An 18,818-nucleotide genomic window follows, 5' to 3' on the forward strand; every position below is an offset into this window, starting at 1 on the left:
CCATTCTGCATCGCCTTCAAGGGCTTTAAGTGCAGAACCTTGGATAACTGGAAGGTCATCGCCTGGGAATTCATATTCGCTAAGAAGTTCACGAACTTCCATTTCTACTAGCTCTAGAAGCTCTTCATCATCAACCATGTCACATTTGTTCATGAATACGATGATGTAAGGAACACCAACCTGACGACCAAGTAGGATGTGCTCACGAGTCTGAGGCATAGGGCCATCAGTCGCAGCTACTACTAGGATAGCTCCATCCATCTGTGCAGCACCGGTGATCATGTTTTTAACGTAATCAGCGTGTCCTGGGCAATCTACGTGAGCGTAGTGACGAGTAGGAGTGTCATACTCTACGTGTGAAGTAGAGATGGTGATACCACGAGCTTTTTCTTCAGGCGCGTTATCGATTTGATCGAAAGCCTGAGCTGAACCACCGTATGTCTTTGAAAGAACAGTAGTGATAGCTGCAGTAAGGGTTGTTTTTCCGTGGTCAACGTGGCCGATTGTACCCACGTTTACATGGGGTTTCGTACGTTCAAACTTTTCTTTTGCCATTTTTCTCGTTTCCTAAGTTAAAAGTCCGACCCAAACATAGACCGGACCGAACCTTCATTTAGATTAAATTCTAGATTCAATAATAGCCTGCGCCACATTGTTAGGCGCCTCAGAATAATTGAAGAACTCCATAGAGTATGATGCGCGACCCTGCGTTTGAGAACGCAAGTCGGTAGCATACCCGAACATTTCTGAAAGCGGCACCTTAGCACGTATTATTTTAATACCTGCTACGCCTTCTTCCATACCTTCGATCATGCCGCGACGACGATTTAGGTCACCAACCACATCACCCATCCAGTCTTCTGGAGTAGTTACTTCAACTTTCATCATGGGTTCAAGCAACACCGGATTTGCTTCTGCGGCGCCTTTTTTGAAACCCATAGAGCCGGCGATCTTAAACGCCATTTCAGAAGAGTCAACATCATGGTAAGAACCGTCGAACAAAGTAACCTTTACATCTAGTACCGGATACCCTGCTACAACACCACTTTGCAACTGCTCCTGAATTCCTTTATCAACCGCTGGTATGAACTCTTTTGGTACCACACCACCGACGATGTCATTAACAAATTCGTAGCCTGCGCCTTCTTCTGCTTGTGGCTCAATACGAAGCCACACGTGACCAAATTGACCACGGCCGCCAGACTGACGTACGAATTTACCTTCAACTTCTACTTTCTTGCGAATAGTCTCACGATAAGCAACCTGAGGTTTACCTACGTTACATTCAACTTTAAATTCGCGTTTCATACGATCAACAATGATATCAAGGTGAAGCTCACCCATACCAGAGATAATCGTTTGGCCCGACTCTTCATCAGTCTTCACCTTGAATGACGGGTCTTCAGCGGCTAGTTTACCTAACGCGAGTCCCATCTTTTCTTGGTCAGCCTGAGAGCGAGGCTCAACTGCGATAGAAATTACCGGGTCAGGAAATTCCATACGCTCTAGTGTAATGACATTATTCGGATCGCAAAGCGTATCACCTGTGGTCACATCTTTAAGACCAATAGCTGCGGCGATATCGCCTGCACGAACTTCTTTAATTTCTTCACGGTCTTTAGCGTGCATTTGAACGATACGTCCAAAACGCTCGCGTTTACCTTTCACTGGGTTGTATACCGTATCACCAGTATTAACAACGCCAGAGTAACAACGGAAGAAAGTTAGCGTTCCTACGAATGGGTCGGTAGCGATTTTAAATGCAAGGGCCGAGAATGGCTCGCTGTCGTCTGCATGACGCTCAGCTTCAGTTTCATCTTTATCGTCTAAAACACCCGTAATAGCTTTTACTTCACTTGGTGACGGTAAGTATTCTACTACCGCGTCTAGTACTGCCTGAACACCTTTGTTTTTGAAGGCACTGCCACAGGTGGCAAGAACAATTTCGTTGTTCAGTGTACGGGTACGTAAACCAAGTCGGATTTCAGCTTCAGTTAGCTCTTCGCCTTCTAAATACTTATCCATAAGCTCGTCAGAGGCTTCAGCAGCAGCTTCAATCATCTCTGTACGATACTTTTGTGCGTTGTCTAAATATTGCGCTGGAATATCTTCATAGGTAAACGTCATACCCATGTCTTCGGCATTCCAGTTTATGGCTTTCATCTTAATAAGATCGATTACGCCATGGAACTCTTCTTCAGCGCCCATGTTCAATTGAATAGGAACACAGTTTGCGCCTAAGCGTTTACGGATTTGACCCACAACACGCTCAAAATCGGCGCCAGCTCGGTCCATCTTATTGATGAACACGAGACGTGGCACCTCATATTTGTCAGCCTGTCGCCAGACTGTCTCTGATTGAGGTTCAACCCCAGAAGACCCGCAAAAAACCACTACAGCCCCGTCCAGTACCCGTAATGAACGTTCTACCTCAATGGTAAAGTCCACGTGTCCTGGCGTGTCTATAATGTTTATACGATGCTGATCGAACTGCTTTTCCATGCCTGACCAGAAACAAGTGGTTGCAGCAGACGTGATAGTAATACCACGCTCCTGCTCTTGTTCCATCCAGTCCATGGTTGCAGCACCATCATGCACTTCACCGATTTTATGAGACAACCCTGTATAAAACAGGACTCTCTCTGTGGTCGTGGTTTTACCCGCGTCCACATGAGCCACAATACCAATATTGCGGTAACGCTCAATCGAGGTCTTACGAGGCATACATCTCTCTCAGTTATATTACGTTTATTACCAACGGTAATGAGCAAACGCTTTGTTTGCTTCGGCCATACGGTGAACGTCTTCACGTTTCTTAACCGCAGAACCTTTGTTTTCTGATGCATCAATCATTTCAGCAGCCAGGCGTTGAGCCATTGACTTCTCGCCACGTTTACGAGCAGCATCTACCAACCAACGCATACCTAGGGCATTACGACGAACTGGACGAACTTCTACTGGTACTTGATAAGTTGAACCACCTACACGACGAGATTTAACCTCTACAGTAGGACGGATGTTATCAAGTGCTTCTTCGAATACATCTAGGTGAGCTTTGCTGGTTTTTTCAGCAACAATATCGAGCGCACCGTAAACGATTTTTTCAGCGACTGACTTCTTGCCGTCAAGCATTACGACATTCATGAATTTTGCAAGCAGTTGTGAGCTAAATTTTGGCTCTGGTAGGATTTTACGTTGACCTACGACTCTTCTTCTTGGCATTTCTATTCTCCGTATGAATTCAGGAATTACCCAAAACTCTTAAACTTCAGTTTGGCCTTACTAACGGAGAACCGTTAAGACTTAGGCTTCTTCGCACCGTACTTAGAACGGGCTTGCTTACGATCGTTTACACCTGCGCAGTCTAATGTACCGCGAACTGTGTGATAACGAACACCTGGTAGATCTTTAACACGACCACCACGGATAAGTACTACACTGTGCTCTTGTAGGTTGTGACCTTCACCACCGATGTATGAAGAAACTTCAAAACCGTTAGTTAGACGTACACGACATACTTTACGTAGTGCAGAGTTTGGTTTCTTAGGCGTAGTAGTATATACACGAGTACATACACCGCGTCTTTGAGGACAAGCTTGCAATGCAGCTACGTTGCTTTTTTCAACGGGCTTTTTGCGCGGCTTGCGGACTAACTGGTTAACTGTTGCCATTAACTAGCTCCTGATTAAAAACTACAAAAACCCAATCACTCTGATTGGGTCCATTAAAGCGACTTTTCTAACGTCACTCATTTAATGTTAATACTGTGCTTGTCAGCATTAACTGAGCTCTGATACAAAAAACCGCGCCCATTTTCTTCTGCCTTTTAGAGGTCATCCAAAATCGGGTCGCGGAATATTAATGATCATAGCTCGGCGTGTCAAGCTGTACAAAGGTTAAGCAGGCATTTAACTGCAATCTGTCAGCTTAACATGCCAATTTGTTAGGAGTACGTTAACGTACTCCTACGATCATGCCTTATTCGGCTGAGTCGTCACCGGCGTTAAGTGCTTCGGTTAGTGCCTGTTCTGCATCAGCAGCAGAAACTGACATTTCTTCGATTTCTTCTTTACGACGTTGTGCACGACGTTCATGGTAAGCGAAACCTGTACCCGCTGGAATCAATCGACCCACGATTACGTTTTCTTTCAGACCGCGAAGGTCATCTTCTTTACCTTGAACTGCAGCTTCGGTAAGAACACGTGTTGTTTCTTGGAACGATGCAGCTGAGATGAACGACTCAGTAGATAGCGACGCTTTAGTGATACCAAGCAGTTGTGTTTCATACTGCGCTGGGATCTTACCGTGTTTTTCAACTTCACGGTTGGTCACTTTCACGTTAGACACTTCAACTTGTTCGCCTTCAAGGAACTGAGTATCACCTGAATGGGTAATAACGCACTTACGCAACATCTGACGAATAACAACTTCGATGTGCTTATCGTTAATTTTTACACCCTGTAGACGGTAAACTTCCTGAACTTCGTTCACGATGTAGTTTGCTACAGCAGAGATACCACGTAGACGCAAGATGTCATGCGGTGACTCAGGGCCATCTGCAATAACTTCACCACGTTCCACTTTCTCACCTTCGAACACGTTAAGCTGACGCCATTTTGGAATCATCTCTTCGTATGCATCACCCTCTGGCGGCGTGATAACCAAACGTTTCTTACCTTTGGTTTCTTTACCGAAACCAATAGTACCTGAAACTTCAGCAAGGATAGCTGGCTCTTTAGGCTTACGTGCTTCAAACAAGTCGGCTACGCGAGGTAGACCACCCGTGATATCACGTGTCTTCGAGCTTTCTTGAGGTATACGTGCTAACACGTCACCTTCGTTAGCAACCTTACCTTCTTTCGCTTCGATAGTCGTAAAGCTTGGCAGGCGAATCTCTTGAAGACCGAACTCATCACTTTCTAGGATAAGTTTAGGTTCTTTAGAGTTACTCTTCGCAAGATCTTTAACTACGATACGCGTAAGACCAGTTAGTTCGTCTTGTTGCATCTCGGTGTTAGAGTCGTCGATGTCGGCGAAGCTAATCTTAGCTGCACGTTCAGTAACGATTGGGTGACTATGCGGATCCCAGTTAGCAACAACGTCGCCAGCTGCAATAGTTGCACCGTCATCCACGCTAAGTACAGCACCGTAAGGTACTTTATAGCGCTCTTTCTCACGACCTTGTTCATCGATAACAGTAAGTTCTGTTGAACGAGAAACAATAACCACTTTGCCGTCTGAGTTACGTACTGATTTTTCATTGTGTAGCTTAAGGCTACCCGCAGTTTTAACCTGAACGCTGTTCTCAGCAGAAGCTCGTGATGCCGCACCACCGATGTGGAACGTACGCATGGTAAGCTGTGTACCTGGTTCACCGATTGACTGTGCGGCAATAACACCCACAGACTCACCGCTTCCAACCATATGTCCGCGAGCAAGGTCACGACCATAACAGTTTGCACACACACCGAAGTCGTTATCACAGGTGATAACCGAGCGTACTTGAATTTGGTCAACAGAGTTAGCTTCAAGCATGTCTACTAGCGCTTCGTCTAGTAACACATTACGCTCAACCAATACTTCTGTAGTACCTGGTTTAACTACATCTTCTGCAACTACACGACCTAGTACACGCTCACGAAGTGGTTCTACAACGTCACCACCTTCAATTAGCGGTGTCATCTGAACACCACCGAAGGTGCCACAGTCGTCGTTAGTAATAACCAAATCTTGTGCAACATCTACTAGACGACGAGTTAGGTAACCCGAGTTCGCAGTCTTAAGTGCTGTATCGGCTAGACCTTTACGCGCACCGTGAGTAGAGATGAAGTACTGAAGTACGTTAAGACCTTCACGGAAGTTAGCCGTGATTGGCGTTTCGATGATTGAGCCATCTGGCTTAGCCATCAGACCACGCATACCCGCTAGCTGACGAATCTGAGCGGCACTACCACGAGCACCAGAGTCGGCCATCATATAAACAGAGTTAAATGAGGTTTGCTCTTCTTCTTCGCCATCGCGGTTAATTACGATGTCAGTCTTAAGGTTATCCATCATGGCCTTGGCAACTTTTTCGTTGGCATTTGACCAGATATCGATAACTTTGTTGTAGCGCTCACCGGCGGTTACAAGACCATTTTGGAACTGTTCCTGGATCTCGATAACTTCGGCTTCTGCAGCGTCGATAATATCTTTCTTCGCAGCTGGGATTACCATGTCATCGATACCAACAGATGCACCCGCAATCATTGCGTAGTGGAAACCGGTATACATGATTTGGTCAGCAGCGATTACTGTGTCTTTAAGACCCAGTGTACGGTAACAAGCGTTAAGCAAACGTGAAATCTGCTTTTTGCCCATTGCCTGGTTGATAATTTCAAACGGCAAACCTTTAGGTAGCATCAATGAGAAAATTGCACGACCAACAGTAGTATCTGTTAGCGTTACTTTCTCAGTTTTCACGCCATCTTCGTCAATGTCGTATTCAGTGATACGTACTTTAACGCGTGAGTGAAGTTCTGCGTTACCTGTGCGGTATGCTTTTTCTGCTTCATTCGGGCTGGTAAATACCATTGCCTCGCCTAAGCCGTTCACTTTGTCACGGGTTAGGTAATAAAGACCCAATACAACGTCCTGTGAAGGAACGATGATAGGTTCACCATTTGCAGGTGACAGAATGTTGTTGGTCGACATCATCAACGCACGTGCTTCAAGCTGAGCTTCAATAGTCAGCGGCACGTGTACAGCCATTTGGTCACCATCGAAATCGGCGTTGTAGGCCGCACATACTAGTGGGTGAAGCTGAATCGCTTTACCTTCGATAAGGGTTGGTTCAAATGCCTGGATACCCAAACGGTGAAGTGTTGGTGCACGGTTAAGCATAACAGGGTGTTCACGGATAACGTCATCTAGTACGTCCCATACCTCTGGTGCTTCACGTTCAACCAGCTTCTTCGCTGCCTTGATAGTTGTTGCTAAACCACGACCTTCAAGTTTTCCATAGATAAACGGCTTGAATAACTCAAGTGCCATTTTCTTAGGAAGACCACATTGGTGAAGACGTAATGTAGGACCAACGGTAATTACAGAACGACCAGAGTAGTCAACACGCTTACCAAGTAGGTTCTGACGGAAACGACCTTGCTTACCTTTAATCATATCGGCAAGTGATTTAAGAGGACGTTTGTTAGAACCTGTGATAGCGCGGCCACGACGACCGTTATCTAGTAGTGCATCTACCGCTTCCTGAAGCATACGTTTTTCGTTACGCACGATAATGTCAGGCGCCGCAAGGTCTAGAAGACGCTTAAGACGGTTGTTACGGTTGATAACACGACGGTATAAATCGTTCAGGTCAGACGTTGCAAATCGACCACCATCCAGAGGTACCAACGGACGAAGATCCGGCGGAAGTACTGGAAGTACAGTCAAGATCATCCACTCTGGCTTGTTGCCAGACTGTTGGAATGATTCAAGCAACTTAAGACGCTTGGTGATTTTCTTACGCTTAGTTTCAGAGTTGATTGAAGGCAACTCTTCACGCATGGAAGCTACGTCAGCATCTACATCTAACACTTTTAAAAGGTCAAATACGGCTTCAGCACCCATTTTTGCGTCAAACTCGTCACCGTGCTCTTCAAGTGCATCCAAGTAATCTTCTTCGTTAAGAAGTTGGCTGCGCTCAAGGGTAGTCATACCCGGCTCGGTTACTACGTAAGATTCAAAATATAGTACACGTTCAATATCACGAAGTGTCATATCAAGCATTAAGCCGATACGAGACGGAAGTGATTTAAGGAACCAGATGTGTGCAACTGGGCTTGCCAGTTCAATGTGACCCATACGCTCACGACGTACTTTAGTTAGGGTTACTTCAACACCACATTTTTCACAGATAACACCACGGTGCTTCAGACGCTTATACTTACCACAAAGACATTCGTAGTCTTTAACTGGTCCGAAAATACGCGCACAAAACAGGCCGTCACGTTCTGGTTTGAACGTACGGTAGTTAATTGTTTCTGGCTTCTTAACTTCACCAAAAGACCATGAACGAATCATGTCAGGTGAAGCAAGACCGATTCGAATATTATCGAATTCTTCAGTCTTGTTTTGTTGCTTTAGAAACTTTAATAAGTCTTTCACATTACTCTCCCAGCGGAGTCAGTCTCTAGAACCCGGCGCAAGCGCCGGGCCATCTCTTGTCATAACGTGGCGATTGCCGTGTTACTTCTCTTCCAACTCGATGTTGATACCCAACGAGCGGATTTCTTTAAGTAATACGTTGAATGATTCTGGCATGCCAGGTTCCATTCTGTGGTCACCATCGACGATGTTCTTGTACATCTTAGTACGGCCGTTAACATCATCCGACTTAACAGTAAGCATTTCCTGAAGGGTATATGCTGCACCGTAAGCTTCAAGGGCCCACACTTCCATCTCTCCGAAGCGCTGACCACCGAACTGAGCTTTACCACCCAGCGGCTGTTGTGTAACAAGGCTGTACGAACCAGTTGAACGAGCGTGCATTTTGTCGTCAACCAAGTGGTTCAGTTTCAGCATGTACATGTAACCAACCGTAACAGGACGCTCAAACTCGCGACCAGTACGACCGTCGAACAACGAAATCTGACCGCTTTCAGGAATGTCAGCTAACTTCAACATTTCCTTAATTTCAGATTCACGTGCACCGTCGAATACAGGTGTTGCAATTGGAACACCCTTACGTAGGTTGTTTGCAAGACGTGTAATTTCGTGGTCGGTGAAGTTATCGATGTCCACTTCTTGGTGATTCTCGCCAAGCTCATAAATTTCTTTCAAGAAATTACGAAGCTTCTGCATCTCTTCATGCTCTTTGAGCATGCGGTCGATTTTCACACCAAGACCGTGAGCAGCCATACCCATATGTGTTTCTAGGATCTGACCGATGTTCATCCGCGATGGTACACCTAGTGGGTTCAATACGATGTCTACCGGCGTACCGTTAGCATCATATGGCATGTCTTCCACAGGCTGAATCGTTGAAATTACACCTTTGTTACCGTGACGACCGGCCATCTTATCACCAGGCTGGATGTGACGCTTAACAGCTAGGTAAACCTTAACAATCTTAAGGACACCAGGTGCTAGGTCATCGCCTTGTGTGATCTTGCGACGCTTAGTTTCAAACTTCTTATCGAAGTCTTCTTTGATTTCTGCGTGCTGATCAGCAATTTGGTCGATCTCAAGCTGAACGTCTTCGTCGTTTAATGCAATTTCAAACCACTTCTCACGCGGTAGGCTGTCAAGCTTAGCTTGTTCAACACCAGAGCGTAGTAATGCGTTTTGTGCACGAGCAAAGATACCGTCTGCAAGAATTTCAAATTCGTCAGTAAGGTCTTTCTTAACCTGACGAAGTTGCATGTCTTCAATTTCAAGCGCACGTTTGTCTTTCTCTACGCCGTCACGGGTAAAGACTTGAACGTCGATAACCGTACCGTGAACAGAGTTAGGCACACGTAGTGACGTATCTTTTACGTCAGACGCTTTTTCACCGAAGATTGCTCTTAATAGTTTTTCTTCTGGCGTAAGTTGAGTTTCACCTTTAGGTGTTACTTTACCTACCAGAATGTCGCCGCCTTTCACTTCCGCACCAATGTAAACAACACCTGATTCATCAAGTTTGCTTAGTGCAGATTCGCCAACATTCGGAATATCAGAAGAAATCTCTTCTGGCCCAAGCTTAGTATCACGAGCAATACAGCTTAGTTCTTGAATGTGGATAGTGGTGAAACGGTCTTCCTGAGCTACACGCTCAGAGATAAGGATTGAATCCTCGAAGTTATAACCGTTCCAAGGCATGAACGCGATACGCATGTTCTGACCAAGCGCAAGATCGCCCAAGTCAGTAGATGGACCGTCAGCCAATACATCGCCAGCAACAATCGGGTCGCCCACACTACAAGTAGGACGCTGATTGATACAGGTGTTCTGGTTAGAACGTGTGTATTTAGTCAGGTTGTAGATGTCGATACCTGCTTCACCAGGAAGCATTTCATCTTCTTCTACTTTAATAACGATACGGCTAGCGTCAACATAGTCAACTCTACCACCACGCTTAGCAACTACAGTAACACCTGAGTCAACAGCAATGGTTCTTTCCATACCGGTACCAACAAGCGGCTTATCAGCACGTAATGTAGGTACAGCCTGACGTTGCATGTTCGCACCCATCAATGCGCGGTTAGCATCATCGTGTTCTAGGAACGGAATGATACTCGCAGCGATTGAAACGATTTGCTGTGGAGAAACGTCCATGTACTTGATGTCTTCTTTCGGCATCAAGGTGGTTTCACCACGGTGACGACATGGAATAAGGTCGTCTACTAGCTCACCGTTTGCGGTTAAAACAATGTTTGCCTGTGCAATTGCGAATTGACCTTCTTCAATTGCAGACAAGTAATCGATTTCTTCACTTACCACACCATCAACAATGCGACGGAACGGCGTTTCAAGGAAACCAAAGTCATTGGTACGCGCGAAGCTTGCCAATGAGTTGATCAAACCGATGTTTGGACCTTCAGGCGTCTCGATAGGACACAGACGACCGTAGTGCGTAGGGTGTACGTCACGTACTTCGAAGCCTGCACGCTCACGCGTAAGACCACCCGGGCCTAATGCAGAAATACGACGCTTATGCGTTACTTCTGATAACGGGTTGTTTTGGTCCATGAACTGAGAAAGCTGTGATGAACCGAAGAACTCTTTAACCGCAGCCGAAATAGGCTTAGCGTTAATAAGGTCTTGCGGCATAATGCTATCAAGGTCGCCTAAGCTTAGACGCTCTTTAACAGCACGCTCAACACGTACTAAACCAACACGGAATTGGTTTTCAGCCATTTCACCCACAGAACGGATACGGCGGTTACCCAAGTGGTCGATATCGTCCACTTCATCTTTACCGTCACGAATCTCGATAAGTTGCTTCATTACTGAAACAATATCGTCTTTATCTAGGGTGCCTGAACCAATCAATTCTTCACGGCCTAAACGGCGGTTGAACTTCATACGACCTACAGAAGATAGGTCATAACGCTCATCTGAGAAGAAAAGGTTTTGGAATAAGGTTTCTGCTGCGTCTTTTGTTGGTGGCTCACCAGGACGCATCATGCGGTAAATTTCAACAAGCGCTTCTAGGCGGTTTGTTGAAGAGTCGATACGCAATGTGTCAGAAATGTATGAACCATGGTCCAATTCATTAATGTACAAAGTTTCGAACTCTTTAATACCAGCTTGGCTTAGTGCCGCTAAGTTCTCAAGCGTTAACTCTTCGTTAGCGCTAACGATAACTTCGCCAGTATCTTCATTTACGTATGTTGCCGCGAATACGCGACCAATTAGGTAATCTGCTGGAACTTCAAGTTCAGATAAACCCGCTTTTTCAAGCGCACGGGTATGACGTGCAGATACACGACGACCGGTTTCAACAACAACATTACCTTCACCGTCAATGATATCGAATGCTGCGGTTTCGCCACGAAGACGATCTGGCACCACTTCCATCATTAACTTGTCTTTATCGATACGTACACTGACTTTCTCGAAGAACGTATCCAAGATTTCTTCTGATGTCATTTCAAGCGCGCGTAAGATGATTGTTGCTGGCAACTTACGACGACGGTCAATACGAACAAACAGGTTATCTTTTGGATCGAACTCGAAGTCAAGCCAAGAACCACGGTAAGGAATTACACGTGCATTATAAAGCACTTTACCTGACGAGTGAGTTTTGCCTTTATCGTGATCGAAGAACACACCAGGTGAACGGTGTAGCTGTGACACGATAACACGCTCTGTACCATTGATAACGAACGTACCGTTCTGAGTCATCAATGGGATTTCGCCCATGTACACTTCTTGTTCTTTAATGTCTTTTACGGTACCTGGCGCAGCGTCTTTATCAAACAATACTAACCGTAGTTTTACTCTTAATGGAGCAGAGAATGTGACGCCACGAATTTGACATTCTTTAACGTCGAATACTGGCTCTCCCAAACGGTAGCTAACATATTGAAGCTCCGAGTTACCTGAGTAGCTTTTTATCGGAAAAACGGAACGAAATGCTGCTTCCAAGCCGTATTGAGCATCGGCGTCGATCTCAATAAACTTTTTGAAAGAATCAAGCTGAATTGAAAGAAGGTATGGAATTTCCAATACCTGTGGGCGTTTGCCAAAATCCTTACGGATACGTTTCTTTTCGCTATAAGAGTAAACCATGGGTTCCTCAGCCTGCTGATTTATGACCCAACCTGCTGCATTATGCATCGCGACGAGTGCTTCAAGCTATGAGCTTCGTGTTGAATTGCGCATAAGCAACAAACTTCCACAACCCTTTTTCGGGGCAATTCCACAGCATACAACAAAATTTAACCAATTATTAGTTAACTTGTTGGTTTTATGCTTTTATGTGTCATTTCCGAGGTGCGCATTTAGTAGTGTAGTCAAGGGTTAGAATCTACACACTGTACAGCGCAAAAAGGCTGGTGGTTTAAAAAACCACCAGCCTTGCCGTCTCAGGCAAATAATCTAAACAAATAGATTACTTAACTTCAACTTCAGCACCAGCTTCAGTTAGCTGTGCTTTAAGTTCTTCAGCTTCTTCTTTGCTTACGCCTTCTTTGATAGCTTTAGGAGCAGATTCAACTACTTCTTTAGCTTCTTTAAGACCTAGGCCAGTCGCTGCGCGAACTGCTTTGATTACTGCAACTTTGTTTGCGCCGAATGAAGTCATTACAACGTCAAACTCAGTCTTTTCTTCAACTGCTGCTGCTTCGCCCGCTGCTGGACCAGCTACAGCTACTGCTGCAGATGCGTCAACACCGAATTTTTCTTCAGCTGCTTCGATAAGCTCAACCAATTCCATAACTGGCATTTCAGCAATCGCGTTTAAGATATCTTCTTTAGTTAGAGCCATGTGGTCTAAACTCCTGGGTTTTTAAAATGTTAAAAAAATCAATATGCCAAAAACGGGAATTACTTCTCGTCTTTGATCGCCGCCAATACGCGCACAAACTTGGTAGGTACTTCGTTGATAGTACGAACGAATTTCCCAACCGGTGCTTTGAAGGTTGCAAGAAGTTTTGCAAGCGCTTCGTCGCGAGTAGGAAGTGAAGCAACTGCGTCCAATTTATCTGGACCAAGAAGACCACTACCAATAGATAGAGCGGTTACGTTCAACTTATCGTTTTGCTTCGCAAAGTCTTTGAAAAGACGTGCTGCACCACCAGGTGCCTCAACTGAGAAGCCGTAGATAAGAGGACCAGTAAGGGCGCTATCTAAGTCTGCAAATTTACTGTCTGCCAATGCACGCTTAGCTAGAGTGTTACGTATAACCTTAAGGTATACGCCTTGCTCACGAGCTTTTACGCGAAGGTCAGTCAGTTCTGCAACTTCCATCCCACGGTATTCAGCGACGGCAACGGATAGAGCGCGAGACGCAACTTCAGAAACTTCTGCTACGATCTCTTTTTTTGCTGCTAAACCTAGTGCCACTGAGTTCACCTCTTTGTATCTGACTTTGTATACAGTTACCTGTTTACGCCATCAGGGTTCACAGATTGATATCAACATAATTGATGATACCGCTCTACGGTGTTTGTTACCCCAGAGAGTCTGAGTCAAACCACCGTCTGCGCAGGTTGTTCTATTAAGCGATATGTTTAATGTGAAAGTTCTCTTACCTCAATCACCACATCGCACCTGCGGTCTTGGACGGGAGTTGCCAATCAGCACTGCTGTATTGACGACTCCAACCCATTACCTTTACAGAGAAGCCGAGTTGCCTCGGCAGGCTATTAAAGACCTACTGAAGCTTTATCTAGAGATACGCCAGCGCCCATAGTGGTGCTTAGGCTGATCTTCTGGATATAAGTACCTTTAGCAGAAGAAGGCTTAGCTTTCTTCAATGCTTCTAGTAATGCTTCAAGGTTCTCTTGAATTTGGTTTGTTTCGAACGCAATCTTACCAATGCTAGCATGGATGATACCGTTCTTATCGTTACGGTAGCGAACCTGACCAGCTTTAGCGTTCTTAACAGCAGTAGAAACGTCTGGCGTTACTGTACCCGTTTTAGGGTTAGGCATTAGGCCACGTGGACCTAAGATTTGACCCAGTTGACCAACAACACGCATAGCGTCTGGGCTGGCAACAACAACGTCAAAGTTCATTTCGCCTTTCTTCACTTGCTCAGCAAGGTCTTCCATACCAACGATATCAGCACCAGCTTCTTTAGCGGCTTCAGCGTTAGCACCTTGAGTAAATACTGCAACGCGAACGTCTTTACCAGTACCGTTAGGTAGTACAGTAGCACCACGAACGTTTTGGTCAGATTTCTTAGCGTCGATACCAAGGTTTACTGCAACATCAACGCTTTCAGCGAATTTAGCTGTCGCTAATTCTTTAAGCAAAGCAACTGCTTCGTTGATTTCGTATTCTTTAGTCGCGTCTGTTTTTTCGCGGATAATGCGAGCGCGTTTAGATAATTTAGCCATTCGATTAGTCCTCTACGTTCAAGCCCATTGAGCGAGCAGAACCCGCGATAGTGCGAACCGCTGCATCTAGGTCAGCTGCAGTTAAGTCTGGTTCTTTAGTTTTGGCGATTTCTTCCAACTGAGCGCGAGTAACAGTACCCACTTTTTCAGTGTTAGGACGGCCAGAACCGCTCTTGATGCCCGCTGCTTTCTTAAGCAGGTAAGACGCAGGAGGAGTCTTAGTTTCGAATGTGAAAGAACGATCTTCATAAACCGTAATTTCTACAGGTACCGGAGCACCTTTCTCAAGGCTATCTGTTTTTGCGTTAAACGCTTTACAGAATTCCATGATGTTCACACCGTGTTGACCTAGTGCAGGACCAACTGGTGGACTTGGGTTAGCAGCGCCTGCTGCAACCTGAAGCTTAATAATACCGCTTACTTTTTTAGCCATTTTAAATGCTCTCTTGTTTGGGTATAGCGCCTTGCAAGTACAGAGATTACCTGCTCAATCGGCTTCCCGTTTCCGTTTAAAAGGGCGCGCATTATATAAGGTGTTCAAATGGTATGCAAGCATAAATGTGACTAAAAAACGATCTCATGGCCAGTTTTATTAAATATTCAGGGTTGTCAAAATTAACGCGGCTTTGGTGTAAGTTGCACTAAGCCTTAATTTTAACAAATAAGGCTTATTTAATACTATGAGAGAACTAATCGAATTAAACAAAGAAGAAGTGTCCCAAGTGTCTGGAGCGTTGTGGGGAGTTGGAGGGGGTGTGGCTTCAGGTGCAATTGTCAACGTACTTTCAGACGCCGAAGATGCAGCAACAACAGATGAATAAAAAAAATGGAACATGCCACTAAATTTCTAGTCTGGATGGTTTGCCTTATCATAGTCAACTGCATTTTAAAGCGCGCTTTAAATGTCGGATTTTGGGACTCTTTTAGTAGTAGCAAAAAAATATCCCAAAACACGAGCCTAATTCTGCAATTTATATTTTCATTTTTTGCTTTTTTGAGCGTGTTTGTGTGGGTGAATTAACAACCTATTTTTTACAAAAAAAGAAGTAATGATGTTTCACCCATTACTATCTGAATAACACAAAAGCTCCTCATACAAAAAAGCCCCTATTAAGGGGCTTTTTTATATGAATTTAGAGATAGATAAAAAGACCTAGCCTTTTTCTACCTGTCCGAATTCTAGATCTACCGGTGTAGAACGACCGAAGATAAGTACCGACACTTTTACGCGGCTCTTTTCGTAGTCTACTTCTTCTACCACACCATTGAAGTCTGCAAATGGACCGTCTGTAACGCGAACCACTTCGCCTGGCTCGAACAATGTCTTCGGCTTAGGCTTATCAACTGATTCTTCAAGACGGTTAAGAATGGCGTCTGCTTCTTTTTGGGTAATTGGCATTGGGCGGTCAGAAGTACCACCGATGAAACCAAGTACACGAGGAACGCTTTTCACTAAGTGCCAAGATTCTTCGTTCATTGCCATTTCTACCAATACGTAACCTGGGTAGAACTTACGCTCAGATTTACGCTTTTGGCCAGCACGCATTTCAACAACTTCTTCAGTCGGAACTAGAATCTGACCGAAGTGCTCTTCCATACCGTGCATCTTGATATATTCAAGTAGCGTTTTTTGAACGCGACCTTCGTACTGAGAATATGCTTGTACTACGTACCATCTTTTTTTAATTTCTTCTTCAGACATACGTTATGCTCCTATTCCAGTAATGTATCCAACAACACGAACGATAATACCATCTAATCCCCAAAGGATTAATGCCATTACCAACGTAGCCGCTAGTACGATGATAGTAGTTTGGTTTGCTTCTTGACGGGTCGGCCATACTACTTTGCGAACTTCAGTGCGCGACTCTTTAGCAAAGCTAAGGAAAGTGCTGCCTTTAACCGTTGATGCTGCAATAAAACCAGCAACAACCACTACCACTACTGCGGTAACTGCACGGTATAATACTGAAATTTCACCGAACACTGTGTTGGCCGTAACCAATCCAGCAAGTAGGGCAAATACCACTACCCATTTAAACATGTCCAATGCATTGGACTGATTTTCCGTCTTTTCGCTCATGTCACGATCCTAGCACTACAGCGTCGTTTTGCTCGCGCTAATACGCGAACTTGTAATTTGGCAGGGGTGGAGGGACTCGAACCCCCAACCATCGGTTTTGGAGACCGCTGTTCTACCAATTCGAACTACACCCCTGTGGTGTTTAACTCACAAATTTTACTTACACTACCCTTGGGAATTCAGCGTCATTTCAATGGAAAGTGCGGTATCGCAAGGGAGGGAGGCGTATTATACTCAAGATAACAAGCGGCACAAGGTTTTTGTTAACCATGTTGGTGGTAATTCCCTCAGTGCAAGTTGTTCTGCAACTTACTGTGCCGTTAAACTCGTTATCTCAGTGAAAAACTATTCCACGCCAATAAAGCCGCCTGTTTGATGTGCCCATAACTTGGCGTAAATACCATTATGTGCAATCAATTCGGCATGTGTCCCCTGCTCTACTATCTGCCCTTTTTCTAACACTAATAATCGGTCCATTTGCGCAATCGTTGAAAGCCTATGCGCGATAGCCAATACGGTTTTACCTTCCATCACTTTATCTAGACTTGCTTGAATAGCGGCTTCAGCTTCTGAGTCTAAGGCAGAAGTGGCTTCATCTAAGATTAATACTGGCGCGTCTTTCAGTAGCACGCGAGCAATCGCAATACGTTGTCGTTGCCCGCCCGATAGCTTCACGCCTCGCTCCCCAACATGGGCGTCGTAGCCTGTTCTTCCTTGGCTGTCAGTGAGCGTGAGAATAAACTCGTGAGCTTCTGATAGCTTGGCGGCGTTTATCATTTCTTCTTCGCTGGCATTGGTGCGCCCGTAAAGAATGTTGTCACGTACTGACCTGTGCATAAGCGAGGTATCTTGCGTCACCATGCTAATTTTAGCCCGCAGGGTTTCTTGGCCAACTTGGGTTATATCTTGCCCATCAATAATAATGCGCCCCGATTGGGTATCGTAAAATCGCATCAGCAAATTAACCAATGTTGATTTACCCGAACCTGAACGCCCTACCAAGCCCACTTTTTCACCCGGGTGTATGGCAAGCTCTAGATTAGAAAATACATCGATGGGTTGGTTATCTGCACCTGCGTAGGCAAAGTCCACGTTATCAAACTTAATACCACCACCCTGCACACTTAGCGCTGTGGCTTTAGGCTTATCTTTCACTGCGATAGGTTGGGCTAGGGTATTCATACCATCTTGCACCGTGCCTAGGTTTTCAAACAAGCCCGATACTTCCCACATGATCCAATGCGACATTCCATTTAGGCGAAGAGATAAACTAATCGCAATGGCAATATCGCCAGGTGTGGCCAAATTTTCCATCCATAAATACACAGACAATGCGCCAATGGTAAACACCAATATGGCATTCGACATTTCAACGCAAAACTCTAGTACCGTCACTAAACGCATTTGTGGATAAACAGTTTTTAAGAAGCCATCCATGCTTTCTCTGGCGTAGTCAGCTTCCCGGCGGCTATGAGAAAATAACTTTACTGTCGTGATATTAGTGTAACTATCTACAATTCGACCCGTCATCATAGAGCGCGCGTCGGCCTGCTTTTGTGACACTTCTTTAAGCTTGGGTACCAACATGCGCAAGATGAACATGTACACAAAAAACCACACCACAAGCGGCACCGCTAAGCGCCAATCAGTACTGAACACCAGTACCACCATAGAAATAAAGTAGACGCTGATATACACCAGTAAATCGAGGACTTTGGTTACGGTTTCACGTACCGATAGCGCGGTTTGCATGACTTTTGTAGCCACGCGACCCGCAAATTCATCGTGGAAAAAGGTTAAGCTTTGGCCGAGTAAATAGCGGTGGGCTTGCCAGCGAATACGCATGGGGAAATTTCCCATAAGCGACTGGCGTGAAAACAATGAACGTAACAGGATAAAGCCTGGAATCAGCACTAGCACGGTAACGGCCATGCCAATTAAGGTCCATTTTTGCTCGGCTAAAAAAGTTTCTCGGTTTTGTTCTGAAAACCAATCTACTAATTGGCCCAAGAAACCAAACAGCGCCACTTCTAGCACCGCAACAATGGCACTTAAAATAGAGACGGTGGCAATAACACCCCACATTCCTTGGGTGTAGTACTTACAAAAGGCAACAATACCTGTTGGAGGTTGCCCTGGTGGGGCTTTTGGGAAAGGCTGTGTTAATCGTTCAAAAAATGAAAACATGCAACAAAACTCGTGTCGTT

Annotated in this window: 14 protein-coding genes and 1 tRNA gene; 1 reads left to right on the plus strand and 14 read right to left on the minus strand. The window is 45.1% G+C overall.

Features of this window, described 5'->3' with window-relative positions:
* The 10 genes from C7Y69_RS15150 to rplK form a co-directional block, all read right to left on the minus strand.
* Window positions 1–555: GTP-binding protein (locus C7Y69_RS15150; RefSeq protein WP_126873267.1), on the minus strand; the 555-nt coding region annotated here is incomplete at its 3' end.
* A gap of 63 nt (window positions 556–618) precedes the next feature.
* Window positions 619–2,724 (minus strand): elongation factor G, encoded by a 2,106-nt coding sequence (gene fusA / locus C7Y69_RS15155; protein WP_126873275.1) that lies wholly within the window; start codon window positions 2,722–2,724, stop codon window positions 619–621.
* A gap of 27 nt (window positions 2,725–2,751) precedes the next feature.
* On the minus strand, window positions 2,752–3,222 hold the full coding sequence (gene rpsG / locus C7Y69_RS15160) for a 30S ribosomal protein S7 (protein ID WP_013786325.1): 471 nt from the start codon (window positions 3,220–3,222) through the stop codon (window positions 2,752–2,754).
* 74 nt (window positions 3,223–3,296) lie between these two features.
* The gene (gene rpsL / locus C7Y69_RS15165; protein WP_013786326.1) at window positions 3,297–3,671 is read right to left on the minus strand and encodes a 30S ribosomal protein S12; all 375 of its coding nucleotides are present in this window, start codon (window positions 3,669–3,671) and stop codon (window positions 3,297–3,299) included.
* A gap of 307 nt (window positions 3,672–3,978) precedes the next feature.
* Window positions 3,979–8,145, minus strand: a complete 4,167-nt coding sequence (gene rpoC / locus C7Y69_RS15170) for a DNA-directed RNA polymerase subunit beta' (protein ID WP_013786327.1) — start codon at window positions 8,143–8,145, stop codon at window positions 3,979–3,981.
* A gap of 81 nt (window positions 8,146–8,226) precedes the next feature.
* Window positions 8,227–12,255 (minus strand): DNA-directed RNA polymerase subunit beta, encoded by a 4,029-nt coding sequence (rpoB, locus tag C7Y69_RS15175; protein WP_013786328.1) that lies wholly within the window; start codon window positions 12,253–12,255, stop codon window positions 8,227–8,229.
* 322 nt (window positions 12,256–12,577) lie between these two features.
* Window positions 12,578–12,952: a 50S ribosomal protein L7/L12 gene (gene rplL, locus C7Y69_RS15180; RefSeq protein WP_013786329.1), complete on the minus strand. Its 375-nt coding sequence runs from the start codon at window positions 12,950–12,952 to the stop codon at window positions 12,578–12,580.
* 59 nt (window positions 12,953–13,011) lie between these two features.
* The gene (gene rplJ, locus C7Y69_RS15185; RefSeq protein ID WP_013786330.1) at window positions 13,012–13,530 is read right to left on the minus strand and encodes a 50S ribosomal protein L10; all 519 of its coding nucleotides are present in this window, start codon (window positions 13,528–13,530) and stop codon (window positions 13,012–13,014) included.
* A gap of 302 nt (window positions 13,531–13,832) precedes the next feature.
* Window positions 13,833–14,528, minus strand: coding sequence for a 50S ribosomal protein L1 (rplA, locus tag C7Y69_RS15190; RefSeq protein WP_126873276.1), 696 nt, complete (start codon window positions 14,526–14,528; stop codon window positions 13,833–13,835).
* A gap of 4 nt (window positions 14,529–14,532) precedes the next feature.
* The gene (gene rplK / locus C7Y69_RS15195; protein ID WP_013786332.1) at window positions 14,533–14,961 is read right to left on the minus strand and encodes a 50S ribosomal protein L11; all 429 of its coding nucleotides are present in this window, start codon (window positions 14,959–14,961) and stop codon (window positions 14,533–14,535) included.
* 247 nt (window positions 14,962–15,208) lie between these two features.
* Here rplK and C7Y69_RS21610 point away from each other — a divergent pair, with 247 nt between their 5' ends.
* Window positions 15,209–15,349 carry a hypothetical protein gene (locus C7Y69_RS21610; RefSeq protein ID WP_013786333.1) on the plus strand — a complete coding sequence of 47 codons (141 nt, stop codon included), beginning with the start codon at window positions 15,209–15,211 and terminating at the stop codon, window positions 15,347–15,349.
* A gap of 332 nt (window positions 15,350–15,681) precedes the next feature.
* Here the strand turns inward: C7Y69_RS21610 and nusG are convergent, their stop codons facing one another.
* From nusG to C7Y69_RS15215, 4 genes are all read right to left on the minus strand, one after another.
* Window positions 15,682–16,230: a transcription termination/antitermination protein NusG gene (gene nusG, locus C7Y69_RS15200; RefSeq protein ID WP_013786334.1), complete on the minus strand. Its 549-nt coding sequence runs from the start codon at window positions 16,228–16,230 to the stop codon at window positions 15,682–15,684.
* 3 nt (window positions 16,231–16,233) lie between these two features.
* Complete coding sequence (gene secE / locus C7Y69_RS15205) at window positions 16,234–16,611, minus strand: preprotein translocase subunit SecE (protein ID WP_126873277.1); 378 nt, start codon at window positions 16,609–16,611, stop codon at window positions 16,234–16,236.
* Between the two features lie 58 nt (window positions 16,612–16,669).
* Window positions 16,670–16,746: transfer RNA gene (locus tag C7Y69_RS15210), tRNA-Trp, on the minus strand.
* A 210-nt stretch (window positions 16,747–16,956) separates the two neighbouring features.
* Window positions 16,957–18,798 carry an ABC transporter ATP-binding protein gene (locus C7Y69_RS15215; RefSeq protein ID WP_126873278.1) on the minus strand — a complete coding sequence of 614 codons (1,842 nt, stop codon included), beginning with the start codon at window positions 18,796–18,798 and terminating at the stop codon, window positions 16,957–16,959.
* Between the last annotated feature and the right edge of the window lie 20 nt (window positions 18,799–18,818).

This window comes from Alteromonas sp. KS69 (assembly GCF_003989595.1).
Classification (GTDB): Bacteria; Pseudomonadota; Gammaproteobacteria; order Enterobacterales; family Alteromonadaceae; genus Alteromonas; species Alteromonas naphthalenivorans.